This window comes from Acidovorax sp. GW835-FHT14B10 (assembly GCF_058793725.1).
Window position 1 is genome coordinate 35,702 of record NZ_JBXAGC010000029.1, and the last position, 25,774, is coordinate 61,475.

Sequence of the window (25,774 nt, forward strand, 5' to 3'; positions counted from 1 at the left end):
ACCGATGAATCCAGCCAACCAAGCCAACCAAACCAGCAGCGAGCGAACCGACGGCCTGCCCCCGCCAGCGCGCAACCGCGCCATGCTGGTCATCATTCTGGGTATTGCGATGGCAGTGCTCGATGGCAGCATCGTCAACCTGGCCCTGCCTGGCATTGCGCGCGAGCTCAACGCCAGCGCGGCCCATGCGATCTGGGTGATCAACGCCTACCAGATCGCCACGCTCGTCATGCTGCTGCCACTGGCGTCGCTGGGCGAGCGACTGGGGTATCGGCGCGTGTACTTCGTCGGCATGGCGCTGTTTGCGCTGTCGTCGGTGGGGGCCATGCTGGCCGATTCGCTGGCCACGCTGATTGTGGCCCGGGCTGTGCAGGGGCTGGGTGCGGCCGGCATCATGAGCGTGAATGCCGCCCTGGTGCGGTTGACCTATCCGCGTGCGCAACTGGGGCGCGGCCTGGCGATCAATTCCATGGTGGTGGCGCTGGCCTCGGTGGCGGGCCCGTCGGTGGCTGCGGGCATCCTGTCGGTGGCGCCGTGGCCCTGGCTGTTTGCGCTCAACCTGCCCCTGGGGGCCTTGACGCTGTGGCTGGGATGGCGGGCGCTGCCCTTCAATCCACCCAGCGCGGTGGTGCAATCCCGCCCTGCGGCCCTGGATGTCGTGCTCAACGTACTGATGTTCACGCTGATCTTCGTGGGGGGCGAGCGGCTGGGTGCTGCCCACAGCGCGGGGCGGGCCGGCGCCTCTCCCGAGGCCTGGGGCTTGCTGGCGGCCGGTGTGGTGGTGGGCTGGGTGTACCTGCGCCGCCAATGGCGCCTGGCTGCGCCCCTGTTTCCGGTGGATCTGCTGCGCATTCCGGTGTTTGCGTTGTCTATGGGGTCGTCGGTGGGCGCGCTTTGTGCGCAGACCTTGGCCTATCTGGTGCTGCCCTTCTTGCTGCTGGAGGGATTGGGCCGCACTCCCTTGCAGGCGGGGTTGCTGATCACGGCCTGGCCCGTGGCCATCGTGGTGACAGCGCCGATCGCGGGGCGCCTGATCGGCCGCTACGCCGATGGCCTGCTGGGGGCCATCGGCATGGGGATTTTCGCCTGCGGCCTGCTCTTGCTGGCGGCCTTGCCGACCGATCCGTCTGCCTTCGACATGGTCTGGCGCATGGCACTGTGCGGTGCGGGCTTTGCGCTGTTCCAGTCGCCCAACAACCACACCATTGTCACCTCAGCCCCGCTGCACCGCAGTGGCGCGGCCAGCGGCATGCTGGGCACGGCCCGGTTGACCGGGCAGACCATGGGGGCGGTCCTGCTGGCCACCATCTTTACCGTGTGGCCCTCGCACGATGGCACAGGCGAATGGGTGGCCTTGCTGCTTGCCGCGGCCTTTGCGGTGGTGGCGGGTGTGTGCAGTTCGCTGCGTCTGCGCGCCACGCATTGAAGAAAGAACGCCGGACGGGGGCGTGGATAACGTATCTGCGCCGGAATGGCCTGCTGCCTGCGGCAGACACCACGGGCACCAGCCTTCTCGCAAGCACTGGGGCAGACGAGGCGCAACGCATAACGCCTCTGTGATAACAGGGCTGCGGGCACATGCGACTCAGGTAGTTTTTATTTGTAACTTATGCAATGTATGTAAATTGATATTTTTGGGTGTAGATGTTTGCTGGTGTTTCTTTTAGTGTCGGCATCTGGATGTCGCGTGTGGCAGTGAATGCCCCGTGCAGGGGCTTTCGCACCCGTTTGGAGGTTGTATGACCATCGTTTCCACCGAGCACCGCATGGCCGGGCTTTCCTTCGGGTCGCACGACAGTGGCGCCGGTGAGGGGCCCTTGGTCGGACATGGCAACCTGGCGTCCGTATGGCCTGATTTCCTGGTGGGGCAGACAGATCACCCGGTGCGGGTATTGCTGGTGGATGACGATGCGCATATCCGCCTGGTGATTGCACAAGAGCTGATGGCGGACCCCCGCACCCTGGTGGTGGCGCAGGCGTCCAGCCTGCGCGAGGGGCGCAAGGCCATCAAGCAGCACGAGTTCGATGTGCTGCTGGTGGATTTGCACCTGGGTGACGGCGAGGGCTTCGAACTGCTGGATTACCTCAAGACCGTGCGCCCCTCGGCCGAGGCGGTGGTGATCTCCGTCATGGAGAACGAAGACGAAGTGCTGCGCGCCTTTGAGCTGGGTGCCACCGGGTACCTCGGCAAGAACTCGTGGTTTGGCAACTATGCGCAGGCAGTGCTGCAGGTGGTCAATGGCGGTGCGTCCATCACGCCCACCTTGGCGCGACGCCTGTTGCAGCGGTTTGACAAGACCCATGCTGATCCGCCCAAGCGCCAGGAACCCGCCGAAGCCGAGCTCTTGTCCGACCGCGAGAAGGATGTCCTGCGCATGGTGGCCGGCGGTTACACCACCGCAGAAATTGCCACCAACCTGCGCATCAGCGCCATGACGGTGAACACGCACATTCGTAACATCTACCGCAAGTTGCAGGTGCGTACCCGCGCCCAGGCTGTGCGGTTTGCGTCGCTGCGGGGGCTGTTCTAGGCGCCGCGGCTGCCGCGAATGTGCCGACATGTTTCGTACCAGCCCGCCCCGTTTCGCCCTGGCCTGCCTAGCACTCTGGCTGGTGCAATGGGTCTTGGGTCTCTTGCTGGTGGGGTATTTCTGGGCCTTGAGCTCCCCCGCCGTGCAGTGGCTTGCGGCCACCCAGCTCATGAGCCAGACTCTGCTGGGGCTGCTGATCCTGGTCCAGCTTCCGCGCGCCCTGCAGTGGCGGCCACGGCGCAATCCCCGCCCCAGTGCCGAAGTGCAGGCCGAGCGCCAGCGCATCGCCCGGGAGCTGCATGACAACGTTGGCTCGCAACTGGTCAACACCATGGGGCTGCTGGACCCCCAAGTGCCAGCCCATTCGCAGGCGCTGCGGGCGCTGGAGCAGTGTCTGCTGGACCTGCGCCTGGTGGTGGATTCTATGGACAGCGGTGCCGACATGCTCGCCGATCGCCTGGCGCGCCTGCGCCACCGCGTCCAGCCGGTGCTGGACCGGCGTGGCATCCGCATGGCGTGGCATGTCCAGGCCGCAGACGGCATTGCAACGCCCAGTGGTGTGCGCGCCCAGCACATGGTCTCCATCGTGCAGGAAGCCTTGAGCAACGTGCTGCAGCACGCGCAGGCCACGCAGGTGGCGGTGCGCCTGCACTATGTCGGGGAACCGGGCGCATGGTGCCTGGAGGTCTGCGACAACGGGCGAGGCCTGTCCGAGGATTCTGCGGCTTCTGGCACCCCGCCGCCAGGCTTTGGCCTGGAGGGCATGCGCCACCGGGCGTTGCAGATGGGCGGGGCGCTGGAGCTGGTCCGGCCCGAGGAGGGCGGCACCTGCATTCGCGTGGTGCTGCCAGTCGATGGCGCACCCCAGCCGCTGCGCCAGGGGTTGCACGGCGCATAGCCCGGCTCGGATAGCGGTGGCATGGCCCGCTGAGCATCCCTGGGTGCTGCAAAGTCTGGTGCGGTTCACCATGAAAAATAAATCAAGCGCTTTGCTGGCAGGCGCTGGCTGCTATCAAAAGATGATTGGTTGCGCGCAAGACTTCCGGCTCCGCTGGCGCGGCCGGGTTCGTCGCATGTGGCACACTCCCCCGCTTTTCCCGTTGATGTGCCCGCAGAATTAGAACGCCATGCAAAAGATCGTCCGGCAGATTGCCGAAGAAATCCGGATCACCGAGCAACAGGTCAAGGCCGCTGTGGAGCTGCTCGATGGCGGCGCCACGGTGCCCTTCATCGCACGCTACCGCAAGGAAGTGACCAACGGGCTCGACGATATCCAGCTGCGTGAGCTGGAAGCGCGCCTGTCCTACCTGCGCGAGCTCGAAGACCGCCGCGCCGCCGTGCTCAAGAGCATCGACGAGCAGGGCAAGCTGACCGACGCGCTGCGTGCTTCCATAGCCGCCGCGCCGACCAAGCAGGAGCTGGAAGACATCTACCTGCCCTTCAAGCAAAAGCGCCGCACCAAGGGCCAGATTGCGCGCGAGTGCGGCATCGAGCCGCTGGCCGACAAGCTGTTTGCCGACCCCATGCTCGACCCCGTGAGGGAAGCCGCGGCATTTACCAGGCCGCCCGAAGTGCTGGACGATGGCAAGCCGGGCGCCGATTTCTCCACCGTGCCCGCCGTGCTCGACGGTGTGCGCGACATTCTGAGCGAGCGCTGGGCCGAGGACGCCGTGCTGGTGCAATCCCTGCGTGAATGGCTGTGGGCCGAGGGCCTGCTGCGCAGCAAAAAGGTCGAAGGCAAGAACGAGAACGACCCCGAGGTCTCCAAGTTCCGTGACTACTTCGACTACGACGAGCCCATCGGCCGCGTGCCATCGCACCGTGCGCTGGCCGTGTTCCGCGGCCGGGGCCTCGAAATCCTCGAAGCCAAGCTGGTCTTGCCGGTGGAACCAGAACCTGGCAAGCCCAGCTTCGCCGAAGGCAAGATCGCCCTGCATCTGGGCTGGAGCCATGCCGGCCGTCCCGCCGACGACCTGCTGCGCAAGTGCGTGGCCTGGACCTGGCGCGTGAAGCTGAGCCTCTCCACCGAGCGCGACCTGTTCGCCCGCCTGCGCGACGACGCCGAGAAGGTCGCCATCAAGGTGTTTGCCGACAACCTGCGCGACCTGCTGCTGGCCGCACCCGCCGGCCCGCGCGTGGTGATGGGGCTGGACCCCGGCATTCGCACCGGCGTGAAGGTGGCCGTGGTGGACGCCACCGGCAAGCTCGTGGAAACCGCCACCGTGTACCCGCACGAGCCGCGCCGCGACTGGGATGGCGCGCTGCACACGCTGGCCAGGCTGTGTGAGAAGCACGGCGTGAACCTGATCGCGATTGGCAACGGCACGGCCAGTCGCGAGACCGACAAGCTGGCGGCCGAGCTGATCAAATTGATGTCAAAAGTGCCTGTAACGCAGACGGGTCAAGCGCGAGCAGCCATCGAGAAGGTCGTGGTGAGCGAGGCCGGTGCCTCGGTGTACAGCGCCAGCGAATACGCCTCGCAAGAGATGCCTGACGTGGACGTGAGCCTGCGCGGCGCCGCCTCCATTGCCCGCCGCCTGCAGGACCCGCTGGCCGAGCTGGTCAAGATCGATCCCAAGAGCATCGGCGTGGGCCAGTACCAGCATGACGTGAACCAGAGCGAGCTGGCGCGCACTTTGGGCACGGTGGTGGAGGACTGCGTGAACTCCGTGGGCGTGGACCTGAACACGGCCAGCGTGCCACTGCTCTCCCGCGTGTCGGGCTTGTCGGGCAGTGTGGCCAAGGCGGTGGTGCGCTGGCGCGAGGCCAACGGCGCCTTCAAGAGCCGCAAGCAGCTCATGGACGTGGCGGGGCTGGGCGCCAAGACCTTCGAGCAGAGCGCGGGCTTCCTGCGCATCCGTGGTGGCGAGAACCCGCTGGACATGACCGGCGTACACCCCGAGACTTACCCCGTGGTCGAGCAGATCATGGAAAAGACGGGCAAACCCGTGGCCGAGCTCATGGGCCGTGCCGACATGCTCAAGACCCTGAAGCCCGAGCTGTTTTCCAGCGACAAGTTCGGCGTGATTACGGTCAAGGACATCCTGGCCGAGCTGGAAAAACCCGGCCGCGACCCGCGCCCGGACTTCAAGGTGGCGCGCTTCAACGATGGGGTGGAAGACATCAAGGACCTCAAGGAAGGCATGATCCTCGAAGGCACCGTGAGCAACGTGGCCCAGTTTGGCGCCTTCATCGACCTTGGGGTGCACCAGGACGGCCTGGTGCATGTGAGCCAGCTGGCGCACAAGTTTGTGAACGACGCCCGCGAGGTGGTCAAGACCGGCGACATCGTCAAGGTCAAGGTCATGGAAGTGGATGTGGAGCGCAAACGCATCGGCCTGTCGATGAAGCTGGGCGATGCGCCACCGCGCCCTTCTGGCGACCGGGGCGCACCACGCGATAACCGCTTTGAAGGGGCAGGGCGCGGCTACCAGCAGCCCCAGGCCCAGCGCCGTGCGCCCGAACCAGCACAGCAGTCCGCCATGGCCTCGGCCTTCGCCAAGTTGCAGCAGGCCAAAAATCGGTAACAACCGGGTACATAATCGCCAGCATCTCAACCGGAGGCGCTGTACCCCATGGAGCTGAACGCACTGCTGGCACACCCCGCGGCTCTGCCCAGTCTTCCGCGCGCCGTGGCGCTGCTGATGACCGAGCTGGGCCATGACGAGCCCAGCCTGCGTCGGGCCAATCAGCTCATTGGCACCGATCCGGCACTGGCCGCGCGGCTGCTGGAGGTGGCCAATGCGCCGGCGTTCCAGATGCAGCGCCAGATTGCCGGCATCCCCGAGGCGCTGGCGCTGCTGGGCGTGGCGCAGTTGCGGGCCCTGGTTGCTTCCGCGCCGCTGGGCACCACTTCGCGTTCGGTGCCGGGCATCAACATGCAGCAGTTCTGGCGCTACAGCCTCAACACGGCCAAGCTGGCCCGTTCCCTGGCGGGCATCGGTCACCACAATCAGATTGCCGCCTACACCGCGGGTTTGCTGCATGCGCTGGGCGAGCTGCTGATGCACCTCGCCGCACCGGACATCATCTTGCCGATCAACACGCTGGTATCTCCGTTCGATATGAGGCGGGCCAAGATCGAGCAGCGCGTTCTGGGCTATTGCTATGGCAGCGTGAGCGCCGGGCTGGCGCAGCGCTGGCAGTTTCCTGAGGTGGTGGTGGACGCCCTGCAACACCAGAGCGCCCCGCTCGACAACAACGCCTACGAGCCGCTGGCGGGGGTGATCCACCTGGCATCGTGGCGAGTCCGCGCCCGCGAGGCCGACATGGGGGAAAAGGAAATGGCGGTGTCCTTCCCGGGCGAGGTGGGGTTGATGCTGGGCTATGACATCGACATGGTGCTCCAGCAAGACCCGATCGACTGGACCGTACGGCCCGAGGCCTGCGACTACGTGGTCTGAACGGCGACCACTTCTCTCTCCGTTATGTCTTGTGGAGCGACTCGTTGAGCGGGAGCGACGATGCGCTGTGGTCCGCCGCCGCGTCGCGGTTGCGCTGGTAGCCATCAACCCAGCCGACCACTTCCTGTGCCGGCATGGGAGGCGAAATGCCAAAGCCTTGCCCCAGCTCGCATCCCAGCTGGAGCAACTTGTCGCAGTGCGCCTGTGTCTCCACGCCCTCGGCAATGACGTGACGATGGAAGGCTGCTGCCAGCGACACGATGGCACTGACCAGCGTCAGATCGTCCGGGTCATGCAGGATGCCCTTGACAAAAGACTGGTCGATCTTGATGGTTTCGGCAGGCAGGCGCTTGAGATAGGACAGTGACGAGAAACCGGTGCCAAAGTCGTCCAGCGCGAACTGCACACCCAGCGCCTGGCATTTCTTCATCATCTGGTGCATGTACTGGATGTCCTCCAGGGCGGCGGATTCCAGGATTTCAAGTTCCAGGCGTCGGGGTGATACCTCGGGGCAACCGTACAGGATTTCCTTGAGGCGATCCACGAAATTGCTGCAATGAAACTGCCGCGCCGCAATATTGACGCTGACGGACCATGCCATGCCTGCCCGGGTCCACACCCGCATCTGTGCCAGCGCTTCGCGCAGCACCCATTCGCCCATATCGACAATCAGGTCTGTGTCGTTCACCTCCGGGAAGATGTCGTGCGGACCCAGCAGCCCCAGTTCGGGATGCTGCCACCGCATCAGTGCCTCCATCCCGATAACCTGGCCCGTGCGCATATTGACCTTGGGCTGGTAATAAAGACGCAACTCGTTGTGATGCAACGCTTGCGCCACGCGGGTTTGCCGCGAGTGCATCGTTTGCACTTCCTGGTCGAGCCGCACATCGAAAAAATGCAACTGATTGCGCCCGGCGGCCTTGGCCTGGCACATCGCCTGGTCGGCATGGCGCAGCAGGGTGTCGGAGCCGGTATTGTCGTGGGGGAAGACAGCCACTCCCACACTGGCAGTGCAGTGCAGGGTCAGGTCGTCGATGGCGTAGGGCTGTGACAGATGCTCCAGCAACTGCAGCAGGCGCTCCTCGATGGCTTGTGGGTGGGGCATGTCGCCCAGGAGCAGGGCAAATTCGTCGCCCCCCATGCGCGCCGCTGCGTCGCTGTGCGTGACAAAGGCGCTCAGACGCAGCGCCACTTCTTTCAAAAGCCGATCGCCGACCAGAACACCGTGTTGTTCATTGATGGCCTGAAAGTGGTCCAGATCGAGCAGGCACACTGCCAGCAGCGTGCCTTGGCTGTGCGCCATGAAGATGGCATGCGTGAGCCGCACGGCCAGCGCGTTGCGGTTATGCAAGCCCGTCAATGCGTCGTGGCGGGCATGCCAGGAAATCTGCTGGCGCAGGTTGCGCGTTTCTGTGACATCGCGAAACACCAGCACGCGGCCAGCCACCATGCCGTCACCCAGGCGGATGGGCGCCGCAGTGTATTCAATGGCATAGCGCTCGCCAGAGCGGTGGATGAGGACCTGGTGGGTGGCTTTCTGCGTGAGCGGGGTGTTCGTGTCCTGGTCGGGGTCGCTGGCCGTCAGCAGGTTCAACGGCTTTTCATGGAGCTTGAAGACCTCTTGCAGGGGGCGCCCGACAGCTTGCTGTGTCGTGTACCCGGTCATGAGCTGGGCAGCCTCGTTGATGGTTTCAATGTGCCCGGCCTGGTTCGTGGTGATGACGCCGTCTGCAATGGATGCGAGCGTGATTTCGGCGCGCTCCTTTTCGGCGCGCAGGGCCTCTTGCACCTGTTTGCGTTCGGTGACATCCACCAGCGTGCCAATGATTCCGGCCCTGGCCCCGTCGGTGGTGGTGAAGTGTGCCTGGTAATAGGCCATGTCCCGAACCGGCAGGTTGACAGGGTGCACCTGTATTTCGCTGCCTTGTGCGTGGGTTGCCAGCAGAGCCTGCAATGCGACGGATCTCCCGGAGCCCGGCAGCTCATTGCCGGCAACCGCATTCAACGGGCCGGGGCCCGGGTTTTCAAAAAGATGGCGCCAGGCCTTGTTGGTGTCCAGACTCTCGCCCCTGGCGCTGCGCACGAAAAGAGGCAGGGGCAGGGCGTCAATCAGCTGCCGGGTGAAATGCAGCTGTTCACTTTGCAGGTGCTGGGTTTCCCGCAAAGAATGCACAAGCGATTGCACCTTGGTGGCCATATCGTTGAAGGCGCTTGCCATGGCCCGTGCCTCCAGTGATCCGCTGACAGCCATGCGGGTGTCCAGATGCCCCTGCTTGAACTGGTTCGATGCGCGGGCCAGCCGCCCCAGCATGCGGGCGTTGGCGCGCAGCAGCAATGTCAGGAGCAGCAGGATCGTGACCATGTTCAGCGCCGAAATGCGCGACTGAACTACCAAGGTGCGCCATATCTGGTTTTCCAGCGTCTGAGGCCAGAGCGTTACCGTCAGTACCCCGATGCGGCCATCATTCAACCGCTGTGTGAACTGCCGCTGGGGCGGTTGGATTGCGAGATAGTCAGAGAACCAGGCAGGTGCGTCCGCTTTCTCCAGCGGATGGTTCAAGACTGCCAGGGGCGTGGAGCCAACCTGCCACTGCAGCGTCTTGAGTGCGGGCGGCACACCCGGGGCTCCGTCGTGCAGCGCCTGTTCCATGACCTGGGGTGTGGGGGCATCCAGATGGACGAGCAGGGGTAGAAGGCTGTTGCCTATACGGCCCAGCTCAGCGGATGCGCGCGCTGTGGCTTCCTCCGTCTCGATGGTCAGCAGCGCGTGGTAACGCACCCCTGTGACCAAAGCCATGATCAACAGAATGGGAATGAACAGCCGGGGATAGATCCCATGCGCAAGCCAAGTTTGAATTTTCACTTGACACATCACAATCTTGTATGTCGGCCGATACGGCTGAAAGTATTAGAAATTGTTTCTTTTGTGTGAGTTTAGCGCTATTGCCTCGGAAAGACCTTGCGGTTAAGCCCTGTCTGTGTTAGCCATGAGATCTGCGGCGCATTGCGCTCGATGCCACCGCCCGAAGCGCTTGCAATGCGCGCCTGTTGGGGGTGGTGTGCAGGGGGGGAGCGAGCTACCGGGCCTTCGCGCGTGGCGCTTTGTGCGAGGCCGTTCAGGCCATCAAAGGGACTGCGCCAGCATGTCCCGGTATTCCTCGGGCGTCGCAATGCGGGGATTGGTCTTGTGGCAGTGGTCTGCCATGGCGCCTTGGATGATGTCGTCGAACAGGCCCTCTGTGACGCCCATGGCCGCCAGGCCGGTAGGCAGGCCCAGGCGGGCGTTCATGTCACGGAGGGCTTCAGGGATGTCGCCCGCTGCGGCTAGACCCATGGCATGGGCCATGCGCTCCAGGCGCTTGTCTTTTTGCACCGACTCGGCCTGCGCGTTGAAGCGCACCACGGCGGGCAGAAACATGGCGTTGAGCGTGCCGTGGTGCAGGCGCGGGTTCACGCCGCCCAGGCTGTGGCTGAGCGAGTGCACGGCGCCCAGGCCTTTCTGGAAGGCCATGGCGCCTTGCATGCTGGCACTCATCATGTGCAGGCGCGCGTCGCGGTCGCTGCCGTTTTTGGTGGCCTGCTCGATGTGGGCCCAGCCGCGCGTGAGGCCATCGAGCGCAATACCGTCGGCTGGCGGATTGAACGCGGCCGACATGAAGGTCTCCATGCAGTGCGCGATGGCATCCATGCCGGTGGCGGCCGTGAGCATGGGGGGCAGGCCCAGCGTGAGTTCGGGGTCGCAGATGGCGGTCTTGGGCACCAGGTGCCACGAGTGAAAACCCAGCTTGCGGTGGTCGTCCACGATGATGATGGCGCCGCGCGCCACCTCACTGCCCGTGCCGCTGGTGGTCGGCACGGCGATCAGGGGCGCTGCACGGTCGGTGATGCGCGGCGAGCCGCCCTCGATGGTGGCGTAGTGGGTCAATGGCCCCTCGTGCGTGGCGGCAATCGCAATGCCCTTGGCGCAGTCGATGGCCGAGCCGCCGCCCACGGCGATCAGGCCGTCGCAGCCCTGGGCCTTGTACATCTGCACGGCGGCACGCACGGCGGCTTCGGTGGGGTTCGATGGCGTCTGGTCGAACACCGCGACGGTCATGCCGGGCAGGGCGTCCAGTGCCTTTTGCAGCACGCCCGCGGCCTTCACGCCGGGGTCGGTCACGACCAGGGGGCGCGTGATGCCCACGCGCTCGCATTCCTGCTGGAGCAGCTGGACGGCGCCGAATGCAAACTGGACCTGGGTGACGTAGTAGATGAGAGACATGGCAGTGGGTGGAGTTGCGTTTACGATGCTTGCAAACACTTTACAACCCCGAGACACGCATGACCATGAAGCAAACCCTCACCGCCCTGGCCGGGGCCGTCGCTTGTGTGACAGCTGCGCAGGCCCAGTGCCTGACCGACGCCCAGACGGTCGATCTGGTGGCCCACTATGTCGCCAGGACCCCGGCCGCCAACCCCGAAAACCTGTCCGAAGCCGATGGCACCTGCACGCGCGGCAAGCTCAACCAGCTGCTGGCGCAGCGCCTGGGCAAGGTGATTGGCTACAAGGCGGGGCTGACCAATCCGGCGGTGCAAAAGCGCTTCAACACCGACAAGCCCGTGTGGGGGAAGCTCTACGAAGGCATGGTGTTGCAGAGCGGCGCCACGGTGGACGCGGCGTTTGGTGCCCGTCCGCTGTACGAGGCCGACATGCTGGTGCGCGTGAAGAGCGCCGCCATCAACCAGGCCCGCACGCCCATGGAAGTGCTGGAGGCGGTGGACCAGGTCATCCCGTTCATCGAACTGCCCGACCTCATGGTGCAGGCCCCGCCCAAGCTCAACGGCGCGGGCGTGAGCGCCATCAACGTGGGTGCCCGCCTGGGCGTGGCCGGCAGCCCGCTGGCCGTGCCCGCCTACCGTGCCGAGCGCTATGCCATGCTGAAGGCGCTGGCCGACATGAACGTGTCGCTGACCGATGGCGCAGGGGCACGCCTGGGCGGCGGCAAGGGCAGCGACATCCTGGGCCACCCCCTCAACGCCGTGGTGTGGCTGGCCGGTGCGCTGGCGCGGGAGGGGCTGGCCATGCAGCCGGGTGACCTGATCAGCCTGGGCTCGTTCTCGCCGCTGCTGCCGCCCAGGGCCGGGTTGTCGGTGACCATCACCTATGACGGCCTGCCGGGTGCAACGCCTGTGCGGCTGAGCTTCAGGTAAATCCATCCCCTTGTTGATCCGGCCCGCGCTGCGCGGGCTTTTGTTCGAGACCCTGACCGTTGACCGATCCGCACATTCACCATACCCGCCTGACCCCCCAGATGCGCAGCGTGCTGGAACGCATGGCCCGCGCGGGCCATGCGCCGCTGCATACGCGCTCCCCACAGGATGCACGCATGGCTTACCAGGCCGGCGCCGATGTGCTGGAGGTGCCCAAGGCCACCCTGGCGCGCGTGGAGGATTTTCAGCTTCCGGCCCGCGACGGCCATGCGCTGCCTGCCAGGCTGTATGCGCCGTCCACCGACACGGGCCTGCCGCTGCTGCTGTATCTGCATGGGGGCGGCTTCACCATCGGCAGCATTGCCACGCACGACATCCTGTGCCGCGAGCTGGCGCGTCTGGCGGGTTGCATGGTGGTATCGCTGGACTACCGGCTGGCGCCAGAGCACCGCTTTCCCACGGCCAGCAACGATGCCTGGGATGCCCTGCAATGGTTGGCCACCTATGCCCGGGCCCTGGGGGCTGACCCCGTGCGCCTGGCCGTGGGCGGCGACAGCGCGGGCGGCACGCTGGCCGCTATCAACGCCATCCTGGCGCGCGATGCCGGTCTGCCGCTGGCGCTGCAGCTGCTGATCTACCCCGGCTGTGCGGCCCACCAGGACACCCCCTCCCATGCCACCTTTGCACGGGGCCTGGTGCTGGAGGAGCCCGCCATCAGCTGGTTCTTCGGCAACTATGTGCAAAGCCGCGCGGAGCGCGAAGACTGGCGTTTTGCCCCGCTGCTCGCCCCCGATGTGGAGGGCGTGGCCCCCGCCTGGATCGGCCTGGCCGAATGCGATCCGCTGGTGGACGAAGGCATAGCCTACGCCGACAAGCTGCGCCTGGCCGGCGTGGCGGTGGACCTGGACATCTACCGGGGCGTGACCCACGAATTCATCAAGATGGGCCGCGCCATCCCCGAGGCGCGCAAGGCCCATGCCGACGCAGCCCGTGCGCTGCGGCTGGCATTTCACCTGGAGTAACGAGAATTGATGCAACGCAGTGACTTCCGCTGTGTTCACCGCCTGCGCGTGCGCTGGGCCGAGGTGGACATGCAAAAGATCGTGTTCAACGCGCACTACCTCATGTACATCGACACGGCCATGAGCGACTACTGGCGCGCGCTGGCAATGCCGTATGAGGCGAGCATGCTGGTTCTGGGCGGCGAGATGTATGTGAAGAAGGCCACGCTCGAATACCACGCCTCGGCGCGGCTGGATGACGCGCTGGATGTGGGCCTGCGCTGTGCGCGGGTGGGCAATTCGTCGAGCCTGTTCGAGGCGGGCATCTTCAGCGGCGACCGGCTGCTGGTGTCGGGCGAACTGGTCTATGTGTTTGCCGACCCCGCCACGCAGACCTCGCGCCCGGTGCCGCCTGCGCTGCGCGCCATCTTCGAGGATTTTGAGGCGGGCGCCGACATGGCCGAGGTGCGCACCGGCGACTGGAACACCCTGGGCCGCGACGCGGGCCGCGTGCGCACCGCCGTGTTCGTGCACGAGCAGGGCATTCCCGCCGAGGTCGAGGCCGACGTGCAGGACATCTCGGCCCGCCATGCCGTCCTCTACAACCGGCTGGGCATGCCCATTGCCGCTGGCCGCCTGCTGCAGCCGTCACCCGGTGTGGGCCGCATCGGCCGCATGGCGGTGGACCGCTCGGTGCGCGGCGCGCAATGGGGGCGGCAATTGCTGGACGCGCTGGTCGAAGCCGCGCGCGCCCGGGGCGACAGCGCGGTGCAGCTGCATGCCCAGTGCAGCGCCGAAGGCTTCTACCGCCGCGCCGGTTTCTCCGTGGTGGGCGAACCGTATGAGGAAGCGGGCATTGCGCACATTGCCATGGCGCAGCAGTTGTAGCTGGATTGCTATTGAAAAATGAGCTGCTGGTGCTTTTTCAGCAAGGGCGGATTCAAATATCTTCGAGCAACGCGTAGGGCAAGGGCAGCAGCGACAGCGCCACGCCGCCCGCCGCGCCCACCTGCAGGCCGCCTTCTTGCGCGGCCGTGATCTGCACCGACACGATGGCATCGAATCCGCCGCCCGGGGCGGGTGCCACCTGCACCACGGTGCCGCAGGGCTGCTCCAGGTCTGCCGTGCTGAACACTTCGGCGCCCACCGCCACTTCGGCCGCCGCATGCGCCACATAGGCGCGCCGCTTGAGCGTGCCCCGGAACTGGCTGCGTGCGACCACCTCCTGCCCGGGGTAGCAGCCCTTTTTAAAGTTCACGCCGCCCACCGATTCATAGTTGAGCATCTGCGGCACAAAGGCTTCCACCACCGGTGTGGTCAGCGTGGCCACGCCACTGCGCACCTCGCTCCAGAGCCACAGGTTGGCATCCAGCGCGGGGCCTGCGGGGGCTGCGTCGGAGGCAGGTGCCACCCACAGTGCGCGGGGCTGGCCGTCTGCGGGATACAGGTGCACCACGGTTGCAGAGCCAATGTCGGTTTTGAACCAGGCAGTTTGTGCGCCAAAAGCTGCTGAATGGATAGATTCCCCGGCCACGCCATACAGCGCGAAGTCGGCGGTGGCATCCGTCAATTGGGCCTTGGCGCGCAGCACGAACATCGACAGGCGCTTGAGCGTTGCGGGCAGCAGGTCGCGGCTGCAGACCAGCAGCACCTCGGTGGCACTGCGCTTGAAGCCGATGAAGCTGGCCTGCATGCGGCCCTTGGCCGACAAAAAGGCGGTCAGGCGGGCCTGGTCCATGCCGAGCAGGGCGAAATCCTGGGTGAGCTGGCCGTGGAGAAATTTGGCAGCGTCTTCGCCTTCCACGCGAATCACGCCGAGGTGGGACAGGGGGGCAATGCCGTTCAACGAGTAGGTCATCGCTGAATTATGATGCCCGCTCCCATTCATACAGGCAGCAGGGTTGTGCGACGTTTACTGGTTTTGATCGCGTTGGTTCTGATCGTGTCGGGTGGTGCTGCCTACTGGTGGCTGAACCAACCCATCGTTGCAGCCGGCGAGACGCTGGAGCTGGCCATCGAGCCTGGCACTACACCGAGGGGCGTGGCCCGCGATGTGGTGGCTACCGGCGCGCGCGTGGATGCCCGCCTGCTGTATGCCTGGTTCCGCGTGTCGGGGCAGGACCGTGCCATCAAGGCCGGCAACTACGAAATTCCGCCGGGCACCACCCCCATCGGCCTGCTGCAAAAATTGGCCCGCGGCGAAGAGGCACTGCGCGCACTCACGCTGGTGGAGGGCTGGAACTGGCGCCAGGTGCGCCAGGCACTGGCCCGGGAAGACCAGCTCAGGCCCGACTCCGCCCCCCTGACCGACGAGGCGCTGATGGCGCAGCTGGGCCGCCCGGGCGTGCATCCCGAGGGGCGGTTCTTTCCCGATACCTACACCTATGCCAAGGGGTCGAGCGACCTCGCTCTGCTGCGCCGGGCGCTGCACGCCATGGACCGCCGCCTCGAAGCCGCCTGGGCGCAGCGCGCGGCCGACACGCCCCTGCAGTCGGCCGACCAGGCGCTGATCCTGGCCAGCATCGTGGAAAAGGAAACCGGCAAGGCCCGCGACCGGGGCCAGATCGCCGGCGTGTTCGCCAACCGCCTGCGGGCAGGCATGCTGCTGCAGACCGATCCCACCGTGATCTACGGGCTGGGCGAGAAGTTTGACGGCAACCTGCGCAAGCGGGACCTGCAGGCCGATACGCCCTGGAACACCTATACCCGCACGGGCCTGCCGCCCACACCGATCGCCATGCCGGGCAAGGCCTCGCTGCTGGCCGCCGTGCAGCCCGACGCCACGCGCGCCCTGTACTTTGTGGCCAAGGGCGACGGCACCAGCCATTTCAGTGCTTCGCTGGACGAGCACAACCGTGCCGTCAACCGCTACCAGCGCGGGCAGTGAACGGCTTGCGTGCAAGCCAGTCCGCCCCGATTCAACCAAGGTTTCCATGTCACGACCCGGTCTGTTCATCACGTTTGAAGGCATTGACGGCGCAGGCAAGTCCTCGCACATCGAGGGCCTGGCCGCCGCGTTCCGCTCCCAGGGCCGCACGGTCACCGTGAGCCGCGAGCCGGGCGGCACCCCGCTGGCCGAAAAGCTGCGCGCCATGGTGCTGAACGACCCCATGGACGCGCTCACCGAGTCCCTGCTGATCTTTGCCGCGCGGCGCGACCACCTGCGCAACGTCATCGAGCCCGCGCTGGCGCGGGGCGAGGTGGTGCTGTGCGACCGGTTCACCGACGCCACCTTTGCCTACCAGGGCGCGGGGCGCGGCTTTGATCTCGGGGTGCTATCCACATTGGAGCGCCTCGCGCAGACGGGGCTTGCGCCAGACGTCGATTGGATGCGAGAACCCGATCTGACGGTGTGGTTCGACCTGGCCCCCGAGGTGGCGGCCGAGCGGCTGGCCGGTGCGCGTGTGCCCGACCGTTTCGAGGCCCAGCCCGTGGAGTTCTTCCGCCGCGTGGCCCAGGGGTATGCCGACCGCGCTGCCGCCGCGCCCCAGCGCTTTGCGCGCCTGGATGCGGCGCAGGAGCGCCACCGCGTGTGGCAGCAGCTCACCAGCGTGTTCGTGCGCAAGGGCTGGCTGGCGATCATGGTGGCCAGCCAGGGAGGGCCGCAATGAGCGAGCCGGCCGTGGCATTGGCGCCCTGGATCGCTGCGCAACGCACCAGCCTGTTGTCCCAGCGCGGCCATGCCTGGTTGCTGCAGGGGCCGTCCGGATTGGGGCAGTACGCCCTCGGGATGGAACTGGTTCGCGCCTGGCTGTGCGATGCCCCGACCGTCCAGGGGGCCTGCGGCCACTGTGGCAGCTGCCACGCCATCGACGTGCGCACCCATGCCGACCTGTGCGTGCTGATGCCCGAGGTGCAGATGATGGCGCTGGGCTGGCCCCTGTCGGAAAAGGCCCAGGCCGATATCGACGACAAAAAGCGCAAGCCCAGCCGCGAGATCCGCGTCGAGGCCATGCGCGATGCGGTGGAGTTTGCGCAGCGCACCTCGGCCCGCGGGCGCGGCAAGGCGGTGCTGGTGTACCCGGCCGAGCAGATGAACCACATCACGGCCAACGCCCTGCTCAAGACGCTGGAAGAGCCGCCAGGCGATGTGCGCTTTGTGCTGGCCAGCGAAGCCGCGCACCAGTTGCTCCCCACGATCCGCAGCCGCTGCCTGGGGCACACCATGGTCTGGCCTGCCGAGGCCGACATGCTGCGGTGGCTTACAGGGCAGGGGGGGGTGGAGCCAGCGGCCGCGGCAGCGCATTTGCGTGCGGCCGGTGGCCGCCCTGATGACGCCCTGGCGCTGGCCCGCTCCGGCCGCAGCCCGCAGGCCTGGGCGGCGCTGCCACAGGGCATTGCGCGGGGCGATGTGTCAGTGCTGGGCGACTGGGCGCCCGCCCAGGCAATCGACGCCCTTCAGAAACTGTGCCACGATCTGCTGGCCGCCAGCATGGGTGCGGCACCGCGCTATTTCGCGCCGGGCGATCTGCCCAAGCCGCCCTCGCTGGGCGCCCTCACGCGCTGGTCCCGCGCACTTGCCAAGGAAGCGCGCACCGCGGACCATCCGTTCAACGCCGGCCTCATGCTGGAGGCGCTTGTGGCCCAGGCGCGAAACACCCTACACTCAAGGCACTGAAGTCGCACCCATCACCATGACCAGTCCATCCACCGCGCCCCGTCCCAGTGTCATGCAGCTGGCCATCAAGGAAAAGGCGGCCTTGTACGCGGCCTACATTCCCTTTTTTGTGGAAGGGGGCATTTTTGTTCCCACACCGCGCGACTACAAGCTGGGTGACGATGTCTATGTGCTGCTGACGCTGCCTGAAGATACCCAGCGCTATCCCGTGGCCGGCCGCGTGGCGTGGGTCACCCCGCCGCGCGCAGCGGGCAACCGCACGCAGGGGATTGGCATCCAGTTCCCCAAGGACGAGAAATCGCGCCAGCTCAAGGCCAAGATCGAGGAGCTGCTGGGTGCCGCCCTGGGTTCTGAGCGCCCCACGCAGACCATCTGATTGCGTTGGTGATCCTGTGCCGACCCGCGCTGGCTGGTCGGCTTTGTTGTTTGAAGACCGCATGTTTACCGATTCGCACTGTCACCTCACTTTTACGGAACTGCTCAGCCAGTTACCCGCCATTCGCCAGGCCATGGCAGACGCCCAGGTGGATCGGGCCTTGTGCATCTGCACCACGATGGAAGAGTTCGATGGTGTACATGCGCTGGCGCTGGCCCATGACAATTTCTGGAGCACTGTGGGCGTGCACCCCGACAACGAGGGCGTGACCGAGCCCTCGGTGCAAGATCTGCTCCACTGCGCCGCGCTGCCCCGCGTGGTGGCCATTGGCGAGACGGGCCTGGACTATTACGGTATGGAAGACCGCAAGGGCGGTCGCAGCATTGCCGATCTGGAATGGCAGCGCGAGCGCTTTCGCACCCATATTCGCGCCGCGCGGGCCTGCGGCAAACCCCTGGTGATCCACACCCGCAGCGCCTCCGATGACACCCTGGCGATACTGCGCGAAGAGGGTGAAGACGGTGCGGGCAATCTGGCGGGCGGCGTGTTCCACTGCTTTACCGAGTCGATGCAGGTGGCGCGCGCGGCACTTGACCTGGGCTACTACATCTCGTTCTCGGGCATTGTCACGTTCAAGAGCGCGCAGGACTTGCGCGACGTGGCGGCCTATGTACCGCTGGATCGCATGCTGATCGAGACCGACAGCCCTTACCTGGCCCCCGTGCCTTACCGGGGCAAGACCAACAACCCGTCGTATGTGCCCCTGGTGGCCCAGCAGATCGCCCAGACGCGGGGCATCGCGCTGGACGTGGTGGCACAGGCCACCAGCCGCAATTTCGAGGCCTTGTTCAAAGGAGTGGTGGCATGAGCCTGCAACGCCGTTCCGTGCTCGCCCTGGCGCTGGTGGCTGCGAGTGCGATGGCGCATGCCGGCTCGTACGACGATTTCTTCACGGCCATCCGGCGCGACGATGGCGCCACCATTTCAGCGCTGCTGCGCAGGGGCTTTGACCCGAACACGCGCGACCCCAAGGGGCAGGTGGGTTTGTCGATGGCGTTGCAGCTGGACTCCCGCAATGCCTTTGCGGCGCTGATGGGCGCACGGCAGCTGAATGTGGAAACACGCAACGCGCAGGACGAAAGCCCGCTGATGCTGGCAGCCATCAAAGGCGACATCGAGGCGGTCAAGGCCTTGATAGCGCGGGATGCCGACGTGAACAAGCCGGGCTGGACGGCCCTGCACTATGCAGCGTCGGGCACCACGCCCGAGCACACGGCCATCGTGGCCTTGCTGCTGGAACACCATGCCTACATCGATGCGGCGTCGCCCAATGGTTCCACGCCCCTGATGATGGCCGCGCAATATGGCACGCGGGAAGCGCTGCAACTGTTGCTGGACGAGGGCGCCGACCCTGCACTGAAGAACCAGCTGGGGCTGACTGCCAGTGACTTTGCCCTGCGGGTTGATCGCAGGGATGCGGCCGATGCCATGGCCGCCGCCATTCGACGCCGCCAGCCGAACCGCGGCAAGTGGTAGCGGGTGGCCAATTGCGAGGCGCTCAACCGGCGGCCGGGCGATTCTGCAGGCGGGAATAGAGCCCGCCGCTGGCCATCAAGGCGCTGTGCGTGCCTTGCTCCGCGATGCGGCCCCGCTCCATCACCACCACGCGGTCGGCATGTTCGATGGTGGACAGGCGGTGGGCAATGACCAGGGTGGTTCGCCCGTGCATGAGCCGTTGCAGGGCGTCCTGCACCAGCCGCTCTGACTCGGTATCCAGCGCGGAGGTGGCCTCGTCCAGGATGAGGATGGGCGCATCCTTGTACAAGGCCCGCGCGATGGCCAGACGCTGGCGCTGACCGCCGGAGAGCTGGGTGGCATTGTGGCCCACCATGGTGTGGATGCCTTGGGGAAGCGCGGCCACATGCTCTGTCAGGTTCGCAGCCGCAAGGCATTCGTGCACCCGTTGTTCATCCACGGAGCTGCCCAAGGCCACGTTGGCGGCAATGGTGTCGTTGAACATCACCACATCCTGGCTGACCATGGCGAATTGCGCACGCAGCCCGTCCAGGCGCCAATCGGCCAAGGGGTAGCCGTCCAGCAGTATCTGCCCGGCAGAAGGGCTCACGAATCGGGGCAGAAGGTTCACCAGGGTGGTCTTGCCGGCACCCGACGGGCCGACCAGGGCCACGATTTCTCCCGGTTGCACCGACAGGTTCACGCGGTCCAGTGCGAGGGCATGCTCTGGGCCAAAAGACACGGTCACGTCCTGCAGGGTCAGGGCGCCTTTTGCGCGCTCGGCGGTGTAATGGCCGCCGGTTTCCGCAATGGCATCGCTGAGCAGCGCAAGACCGCGCTCCAGCGCCGCCAGGCCGCGGGTGATCGGGTTGGCCACATCGGCCAGCCGGCGGATGGGCGCAATCAGCATCAGCATGGCGGTGATGAACGAGACAAAGCCGCCCACCGTCACCTCGCGGGCATCTGCCGCGCCCCGGCTTTGCCACAGGGCGATGCAAATCACCGTCGAGAGCGCGGCGGCGGCCAGCAACTGGGTCAGAGGCGTCATGGAGGACGACGCAATGGTCGATTTGATGGCCAGGCGGCGCAGGCTCCGGCTCAGGTGGCCAAAGCGCTCGGCCTGACCTGCTTGCGCCCCGTGCAGGCGCACCATCCGATGCGCCAGGACGTTTTCTTCCACCACATAGGCCAGCTCGTCTGTTGCCTGTTGGCTGCTTTTGGTCAGGCTGTACAGGCGTCGCGACAGGGTCTTCATGATCCAGGCGACACCGGGAACCACCACGGCCACAATCAGTGTAAGTTGCCAGTTCAGGAAAAGCAGGTAACCCAGCAGGGCGATGAGCGTGAAGCCGTCGCGCGACAGACCCATCAATGCCTGCACCAGCAGGGTGGAGCCTGTCTGCACCTCGTACACCACAGTGTTGGAGAGCGCGCTGGCCGACTGGCGGCTGAAGAGGGCCATCTCTGCTGCCAGTACGCGATCGAACAGTGCCTGGCGCAGCGCCAACATGCCCTCATTGGCAATGCGCGCCAGCGCATACTGGGCGACGAACTGTGCGAGGCCCCGCACCAGAAAAACACCCATGATTGCAAGCGGCACCATCCACAGTTGCAACGTGCCCTGGGTGAAGCCACGGTCCAGCAGCGGTTGCAGCAATGCGGGAATGAGCGGTTCGGTCGCGGCGCCCACCAGGGTGGCCACTATGGCAACGATCCAGGCGAGGCGATGGTGTCCGAAATAGGTCGAGAGCCGCGCCAGACGGGCGCGCAGGCTGGGTGGGGAGGAAAGCGCGGCGGGATCCGCCTGGGCATTCGTGTCGGTGGCTTGCATGTGGGGCGGATTCTACGTTTCGCTACGTGCCCATTGCACAGTTTGTCACAGGGGGGCGCCGATGGTGTGTAACATTGGCGCCTGTCCACCGGCTTTCGTTCGGTTTCCGCTGGCTGCCAATGACCACTGATCGCACACCTCATTCCATGCTCTCCGCGGCCTTGCCGCAACCCTTGCGCCGCCGCTTGATGGCCGCGTTGATTTCCACCCCCGCATTGCCCGCGCTGGCGCAATTTCGCGTCGAGGTCACGGGCGTTGGCCTGACCCAGCTGCCAGTGGCCATCGCCCCGTTTCGCGGCGAGGCGCAGTCCCCGCAGAAGATCGCAGCCATTGTTCAGGCCGACCTGGAACGCAGCGGGAAATTTCGCGCGGTGGATGCATCGGGCGTTGCGCTGGATGAGACCTCGCGCCCCGATGTGGCCCTGTGGCGGCAAAAGAGCGCTGACTCCCTCGCCACCGGAAGCGTGACACGGCTTGCGGATGGGCGTTTTGACGTGCGCTTTCGGCTGTGGGATGTGGTGCGCGGTCAAGACCTCGGTGGCCAGAGTTTTGTGGTCAGCCAAGGCGATCTGCGCCTGGTGGCGCATCGCATTGCCGACTTCATCTATGAAAAGCTGACCGGCGAGCGCGGTGTTTTCTCGACGCGCATCGTGTATGTCACCAAGGCGGGCACGCGCTACAGCCTCTGGGTGGCCGATGCGGACGGCGAGAATGCGCAGTCCGCCTTGTCCAGTCCCGAGCCGATCATTTCTCCGGCCTGGTCGCCCAATGGCGGGCAGATTGCCTATGTGTCGTTCGAGTCGCGCAAACCCGTGGTGTATGTGCACGACGTGGCAACGGGTCGGCGCCGGCTCATCGCCAATTTCCGCGGCTCCAACAGCGCGCCTGCCTGGGCACCGGATGGCCGCACCCTGGCTGTCACCCTGAGCCGGGACGGGGCCTCCCAGCTCTACACCATTGATGCCAATGGCGGTGAGCCTCGCCGATTGATGCAAAGTGCTGGCATTGACACGGAGCCCGTATTTTCCAGCGACGGCCGCAGCATTTATTTTGTGAGTGACCGCGGCGGCGCACCCCAGATCTACAAAGTGCCCACCACTGGCGGCAATGCCGAGCGCGTGACCTTTACGGGCACTTACAACATTTCACCCAGCATCAGCCCGGATGGTCGCTGGCTTGCCTACATTTCCCGCATCAATGGGGCATTCAAGCTGCATGTGATGGATCTGTCGTCGGGTGCTGTTTCGGCCATTACCGATACCAGTGCCGATGAAAACCCCAGCTTTGCTCCGAACAGCCGCCTCATCGTTTATGCAACGCAGCATCAAGGCCGGGAAGCCCTCATGACCAGCACCCTGGATGGAAAGATCAAGGCGCGCCTTGCAGGGCAGGGCGGCGACATTCGAGAACCCGATTGGGGTCCGTTTCAGAAGCAGTGAACCTTTTGGCACATTTTTATACCAAGCTTGCAGGAGAATTTTGGATGATCAAACGCATTTCCCTCGCCATTACCGTTGCCGCCCTCATGGCGGGTTGTAGTTCGGGTGTCAAGCTCGACGACGTTCCCGTTGAAGACAAGACGGCAGTCCCCACCACAGGTGGCAGTGGCGGGGCCAATGCCGGACAGGCCGGTGTGGCCGGTGTCAATCTGGGGCAATCCGCACGCGACGCGGCTGGGCCGGTTGGCGTCAGCCGTCTGGTGTACTTTGACTACGACAGCTATGTCATCAAGCCAGAATTCCAGTCACTGATCGAGGCCCACGCCCGTTTCATCAAGTCCAGTGGCAACCGCAAGGTCATGGTGGAGGGCCACACCGACGAGCGCGGCGGCCGTGAGTACAACCTGGCCCTGGGCCAAAAGCGTGCAGAGGCTGTGCGCCGATCGCTCGGCTTGCTGGGCGTTTCCGACAACCAGGTGGAAGCCGTGAGTTTTGGCAAGGAAAAGCCGGCGGCGCAGGGTAGCGGTGAAGATGTGCACGCGCAAAATCGCCGCGCCGAACTGTCCTACCGTTGATGCGCGCAGCAACGTTTCCCATGCCGGCACGGGCGCTGCTGGCGCTGGTGCTGTCGTGTGCCTTTGTTTCCACCGGCCACGCTGCGCTGTTTGAGGATGATGAGGCACGGCGTGCCATCCTCGAATTGCGGCAGCGGGTGGATGCGCTGCAGCTGGCCAACCAGCGGTCCGCAGACGATCTTCGCAAATCGGGTGATGACAACTCCCAACAGCGGCGCAGCTTGCTGGATCTGCAGACGCAGATTGAAACGTTGCGCGTGGAGCAGGCCACGTTGCGTGGACAGAACGAGCAGCTGTTGCGTGACGTGGGGGAGCTGCAGCGTCGCCAGAAAGACATCGCACAAGGTGTCGATGAACGCTTGCGCCAGTTTGAGCCCGTGAAAGTGACGGTGGATGGACTGGAGTTCCAGGCCGATGCCGCTGAAAAACGTGATTTCGAGGCCGCACTGGCGATCTTCCGAACGGGTAAATTCGCGGAGGCCAACACGGCTTTTGCTGGCTTTGTCCGCCAGTACCCGCGCAGCGGCTACGTGCCTTCGGCGCGGTTTTGGCTGGGCAATGCGCAGTATGCAGCGCGTGAGTACAAGGAGGCCATCGGCAACTTCAGGTTGTTGATGTCCGGCTCGCCTGGTCACGCGCGTGCCCCCGAAGCGGCGTTGTCGATTGCCAACTGCCAGATCGAATTGAAGGAAACCCGCGCGGCCCGCAAGACCCTGGAAGATCTGCTGCGGGCCTATCCCCAATCCGAAGCCGCCGTGGCCGCGAAAGAGCGGTTGTCGCGCCTCAAATGACAGCAGTGAGCGTGCCCGCCGTCGTCGCTTCCGTGGCGGGCGACGCGGGCTCCGATGTGGATCGGCAGCGCCGTTTTGGCGGGCTTGAGCGCCTCTACGGCGTTGCAGGCGCGGCACGTATCGAGCAGTCCCACGTTGTCGTGGTAGGTATTGGCGGCGTTGGTTCCTGGGCGACCGAAGCCCTGGCCCGCAGCGGCGTGGGGCGCATCACCCTGATTGACCTCGACCATGTCGCCGAATCCAACATCAATCGGCAGATTCATGCGCTGACCACGACGGTGGGCCAGGCCAAGGTGGTGGCCATGCAGGAGCGCATTGCGCTCATCAATTCCCATTGCGAGGTGCTGTGCATCGATGATTTCGTCACGCCGGAGAACTGGCCGAACTTGCTGACAGGGCCGATCGACGCAGTGATTGACGCCTGCGACCAGATCAAGGCCAAAACAGCGATGGCAGCCTGGGCACGCGATACGGGAACGCTTTTTGTGAGCGTGGGTGCCGCGGGAGGCAAGCGGCATGCGCACAAGATCGACATCGAAGACCTCAGTGCCACAACGCACGATCCGTTGCTGGCGCAATTGCGCTACCGGTTGCGCAAACACCACCATGCCCCGCGTGAAGCACGCAAGATGGGTGTCACCTGTGTCTTCAGCCGCGAAGCCGTGGCCGCACCCGATGCGTCGTGCGCGGTGGAGGGGGATGGCACCCTGAATTGCCATGGTTACGGCTCTGTCGTGGCCGTGACGGCAACATTTGGCCAGTGTGCTGCAGGTTGGGTGCTCGACAAACTGGCCACCAGCTCCACGCAGGTCAAAAAAACCACGCTATAATTCGAGGCTTTTCAGCAGTCGATAAAACTATTGCTGCAATTGGGACGTTAGCTCAGTTGGTAGAGCAGCGGACTTTTAATCCGTTTGTCGTGGGTTCGACCCCCGCACGTCCCACCAAGCTACACAAGGAAACCCTGCTATCTTTTAGGTAGCGGGGTTTTTTCTTTTCTGTTGCTTGTAGGCAATCTGTAGGCAACTTGCCCAAATGCAGCGCCAGCCCCGGCAACAAAAAAACCCCACGGCGGGGGCTTCGTCGGGTCAGTACGGCACCAGCAGGCGATGCACGGCAGTGCATGGCGGCAAGGGCGCGCCCTGGGGCATCCGGGCGCGGTGCCAGCGGCTGGGCAGTTGGATGTGAACGTCACGCGCCAGCCGATGCGCCAGCGCCAGCGATATGCAGTAGTGCTTTGCAATCTTGCGCAGCGGCCAGCCACGGGCGCGGTCTGCCCGGATGGCTTGATTACGCTGGGTGCGTGCCTGCTTCGTTGGGGCTCGGGGCATGATGAACTGTCAGTAACTTTGGTTGGTGGTGACTACCCACGGGGCGGGGCGCGAATTACCCGCATCGGGGGAAGTGACCTTGCCCTCGTTCCGTGTTGGGTATTTCGGACCAACGTGACCGGTGATTTCGGCATCGTGACCGAGGATTTCGGTCGATCGTGACCGAACTCCTT

23 protein-coding genes and 1 tRNA gene are annotated in these 25,774 nt (G+C 65.2%); 19 read left to right on the top strand and 5 right to left on the bottom strand.

What is annotated here, in order from left to right; genetic code table 11:
- The first annotated feature begins 4 nt into the window (after positions 1-4).
- The 5 genes from AC1Q5S_RS18480 (at position 5) to AC1Q5S_RS18500 (ending at position 6,934) form a co-directional block, all read left to right on the top strand.
- Entirely contained in the window at positions 5-1,426 is a 1,422-nt protein-coding gene (locus tag AC1Q5S_RS18480) for an MFS transporter (protein WP_492239199.1), read from the top strand.
- Between the two features lie 313 nt (positions 1,427-1,739).
- Entirely contained in the window at positions 1,740-2,531 is a 792-nt protein-coding gene (locus tag AC1Q5S_RS18485) for a LuxR C-terminal-related transcriptional regulator (protein ID WP_422204502.1), read from the top strand.
- 28 nt (positions 2,532-2,559) lie between these two features.
- Positions 2,560-3,429, top strand: a complete 870-nt coding sequence (locus AC1Q5S_RS18490) for a sensor histidine kinase (protein ID WP_422204500.1) — start codon at positions 2,560-2,562, stop codon at positions 3,427-3,429.
- Positions 3,430-3,658: 229 nt separating this feature from the next.
- Positions 3,659-6,058 carry a Tex family protein gene (locus AC1Q5S_RS18495; RefSeq protein ID WP_422204499.1) on the top strand — a complete coding sequence of 800 codons (2,400 nt, stop codon included), beginning with the start codon at positions 3,659-3,661 and terminating at the stop codon, positions 6,056-6,058.
- 48 nt (positions 6,059-6,106) lie between these two features.
- Positions 6,107-6,934: an HDOD domain-containing protein gene (locus AC1Q5S_RS18500; protein ID WP_303834480.1), complete on the top strand. Its 828-nt coding sequence runs from the start codon at positions 6,107-6,109 to the stop codon at positions 6,932-6,934.
- A gap of 22 nt (positions 6,935-6,956) precedes the next feature.
- On the opposite strand, the gene AC1Q5S_RS18505 is transcribed toward AC1Q5S_RS18500, so the two are convergent.
- Both AC1Q5S_RS18505 and gbd read right to left on the bottom strand, forming a co-directional pair.
- Positions 6,957-9,731: a bifunctional diguanylate cyclase/phosphodiesterase gene (locus AC1Q5S_RS18505; protein ID WP_422204496.1), complete on the bottom strand. Its 2,775-nt coding sequence runs from the start codon at positions 9,729-9,731 to the stop codon at positions 6,957-6,959.
- Between the two features lie 327 nt (positions 9,732-10,058).
- Positions 10,059-11,195 (bottom strand): 4-hydroxybutyrate dehydrogenase, encoded by a 1,137-nt coding sequence (gene gbd / locus AC1Q5S_RS18510; RefSeq protein WP_303834475.1) that lies wholly within the window; start codon positions 11,193-11,195, stop codon positions 10,059-10,061.
- Between the two features lie 59 nt (positions 11,196-11,254).
- On the opposite strand from gbd, the gene AC1Q5S_RS18515 reads away from it, so the two are divergent.
- The 3 genes from AC1Q5S_RS18515 to AC1Q5S_RS18525 are packed head-to-tail and all read left to right on the top strand — an operon-like array spanning position 11,255 to position 14,013.
- Complete coding sequence (locus AC1Q5S_RS18515) at positions 11,255-12,124, top strand: 2-keto-4-pentenoate hydratase (RefSeq protein WP_492239200.1); 870 nt, start codon at positions 11,255-11,257, stop codon at positions 12,122-12,124.
- A gap of 59 nt (positions 12,125-12,183) precedes the next feature.
- Entirely contained in the window at positions 12,184-13,146 is a 963-nt protein-coding gene (locus AC1Q5S_RS18520) for an alpha/beta hydrolase (protein WP_492239201.1), read from the top strand.
- 9 nt (positions 13,147-13,155) lie between these two features.
- Positions 13,156-14,013, top strand: a complete 858-nt coding sequence (locus AC1Q5S_RS18525) for a YbgC/FadM family acyl-CoA thioesterase (protein ID WP_492239202.1) — start codon at positions 13,156-13,158, stop codon at positions 14,011-14,013.
- 52 nt (positions 14,014-14,065) lie between these two features.
- On the opposite strand, the gene ygfZ is transcribed toward AC1Q5S_RS18525, so the two are convergent.
- Positions 14,066-14,983, bottom strand: coding sequence for a CAF17-like 4Fe-4S cluster assembly/insertion protein YgfZ (ygfZ, locus tag AC1Q5S_RS18530; RefSeq protein WP_492239203.1), 918 nt, complete (start codon positions 14,981-14,983; stop codon positions 14,066-14,068).
- Positions 14,984-15,028: 45 nt separating this feature from the next.
- Here ygfZ and mltG point away from each other — a divergent pair, with 45 nt between their 5' ends.
- From mltG to AC1Q5S_RS18560, 6 genes are all read left to right on the top strand, one after another.
- Positions 15,029-16,012 carry an endolytic transglycosylase MltG gene (gene mltG, locus AC1Q5S_RS18535; RefSeq protein WP_492239204.1) on the top strand — a complete coding sequence of 328 codons (984 nt, stop codon included), beginning with the start codon at positions 15,029-15,031 and terminating at the stop codon, positions 16,010-16,012.
- A 46-nt stretch (positions 16,013-16,058) separates the two neighbouring features.
- Positions 16,059-16,736, top strand: a complete 678-nt coding sequence (gene tmk, locus AC1Q5S_RS18540; protein WP_422204488.1) for a dTMP kinase — start codon at positions 16,059-16,061, stop codon at positions 16,734-16,736.
- On the top strand, positions 16,733-17,743 hold the full coding sequence (locus AC1Q5S_RS18545; protein WP_492239205.1) for a DNA polymerase III delta subunit-related protein: 1,011 nt from the start codon (positions 16,733-16,735) through the stop codon (positions 17,741-17,743). Before tmk ends, AC1Q5S_RS18545 begins: the two co-directional genes overlap by 4 nt.
- 16 nt (positions 17,744-17,759) lie before the next feature.
- On the top strand, positions 17,760-18,119 hold the full coding sequence (locus AC1Q5S_RS18550; RefSeq protein ID WP_303834462.1) for a PilZ domain-containing protein: 360 nt from the start codon (positions 17,760-17,762) through the stop codon (positions 18,117-18,119).
- A 61-nt stretch (positions 18,120-18,180) separates the two neighbouring features.
- Positions 18,181-18,987: a TatD family hydrolase gene (locus AC1Q5S_RS18555; RefSeq protein ID WP_492239206.1), complete on the top strand. Its 807-nt coding sequence runs from the start codon at positions 18,181-18,183 to the stop codon at positions 18,985-18,987.
- Positions 18,984-19,655, top strand: a complete 672-nt coding sequence (locus AC1Q5S_RS18560) for an ankyrin repeat domain-containing protein (RefSeq protein ID WP_492239207.1) — start codon at positions 18,984-18,986, stop codon at positions 19,653-19,655. The genes AC1Q5S_RS18555 and AC1Q5S_RS18560 overlap by 4 nt, the downstream gene beginning before the upstream one ends.
- A 22-nt stretch (positions 19,656-19,677) precedes the next feature.
- Here AC1Q5S_RS18560 and msbA read toward each other — a convergent pair whose 3' ends face one another.
- Positions 19,678-21,465: a lipid A export permease/ATP-binding protein MsbA gene (msbA, locus tag AC1Q5S_RS18565; RefSeq protein WP_422204480.1), complete on the bottom strand. Its 1,788-nt coding sequence runs from the start codon at positions 21,463-21,465 to the stop codon at positions 19,678-19,680.
- Positions 21,466-21,584: 119 nt separating this feature from the next.
- Here msbA and tolB point away from each other — a divergent pair, with 119 nt between their 5' ends.
- The 5 genes from tolB (at position 21,585) to AC1Q5S_RS18590 (ending at position 25,217) form a co-directional block, all read left to right on the top strand.
- Positions 21,585-22,904 carry a Tol-Pal system beta propeller repeat protein TolB gene (gene tolB / locus AC1Q5S_RS18570; protein ID WP_303834453.1) on the top strand — a complete coding sequence of 440 codons (1,320 nt, stop codon included), beginning with the start codon at positions 21,585-21,587 and terminating at the stop codon, positions 22,902-22,904.
- A gap of 44 nt (positions 22,905-22,948) precedes the next feature.
- Positions 22,949-23,479 carry a peptidoglycan-associated lipoprotein Pal gene (gene pal, locus AC1Q5S_RS18575; protein WP_303834451.1) on the top strand — a complete coding sequence of 177 codons (531 nt, stop codon included), beginning with the start codon at positions 22,949-22,951 and terminating at the stop codon, positions 23,477-23,479.
- Entirely contained in the window at positions 23,479-24,270 is a 792-nt protein-coding gene (gene ybgF / locus AC1Q5S_RS18580) for a tol-pal system protein YbgF (RefSeq protein WP_422204477.1), read from the top strand. The genes pal and ybgF overlap by 1 nt, the downstream gene beginning before the upstream one ends.
- The gene (locus AC1Q5S_RS18585) at positions 24,267-25,100 is read left to right on the top strand and encodes a tRNA threonylcarbamoyladenosine dehydratase (protein ID WP_422204475.1); all 834 of its coding nucleotides are present in this window, start codon (positions 24,267-24,269) and stop codon (positions 25,098-25,100) included. Before ybgF ends, AC1Q5S_RS18585 begins: the two co-directional genes overlap by 4 nt.
- A gap of 41 nt (positions 25,101-25,141) precedes the next feature.
- Positions 25,142-25,217 (top strand) — tRNA-Lys (locus tag AC1Q5S_RS18590).
- A 141-nt stretch (positions 25,218-25,358) separates the two neighbouring features.
- On the opposite strand, the gene AC1Q5S_RS18595 is transcribed toward AC1Q5S_RS18590, so the two are convergent.
- Complete coding sequence (locus AC1Q5S_RS18595; protein WP_422204473.1) at positions 25,359-25,601, bottom strand: hypothetical protein; 243 nt, start codon at positions 25,599-25,601, stop codon at positions 25,359-25,361.
- Positions 25,602-25,774 lie beyond the last annotated feature (173 nt).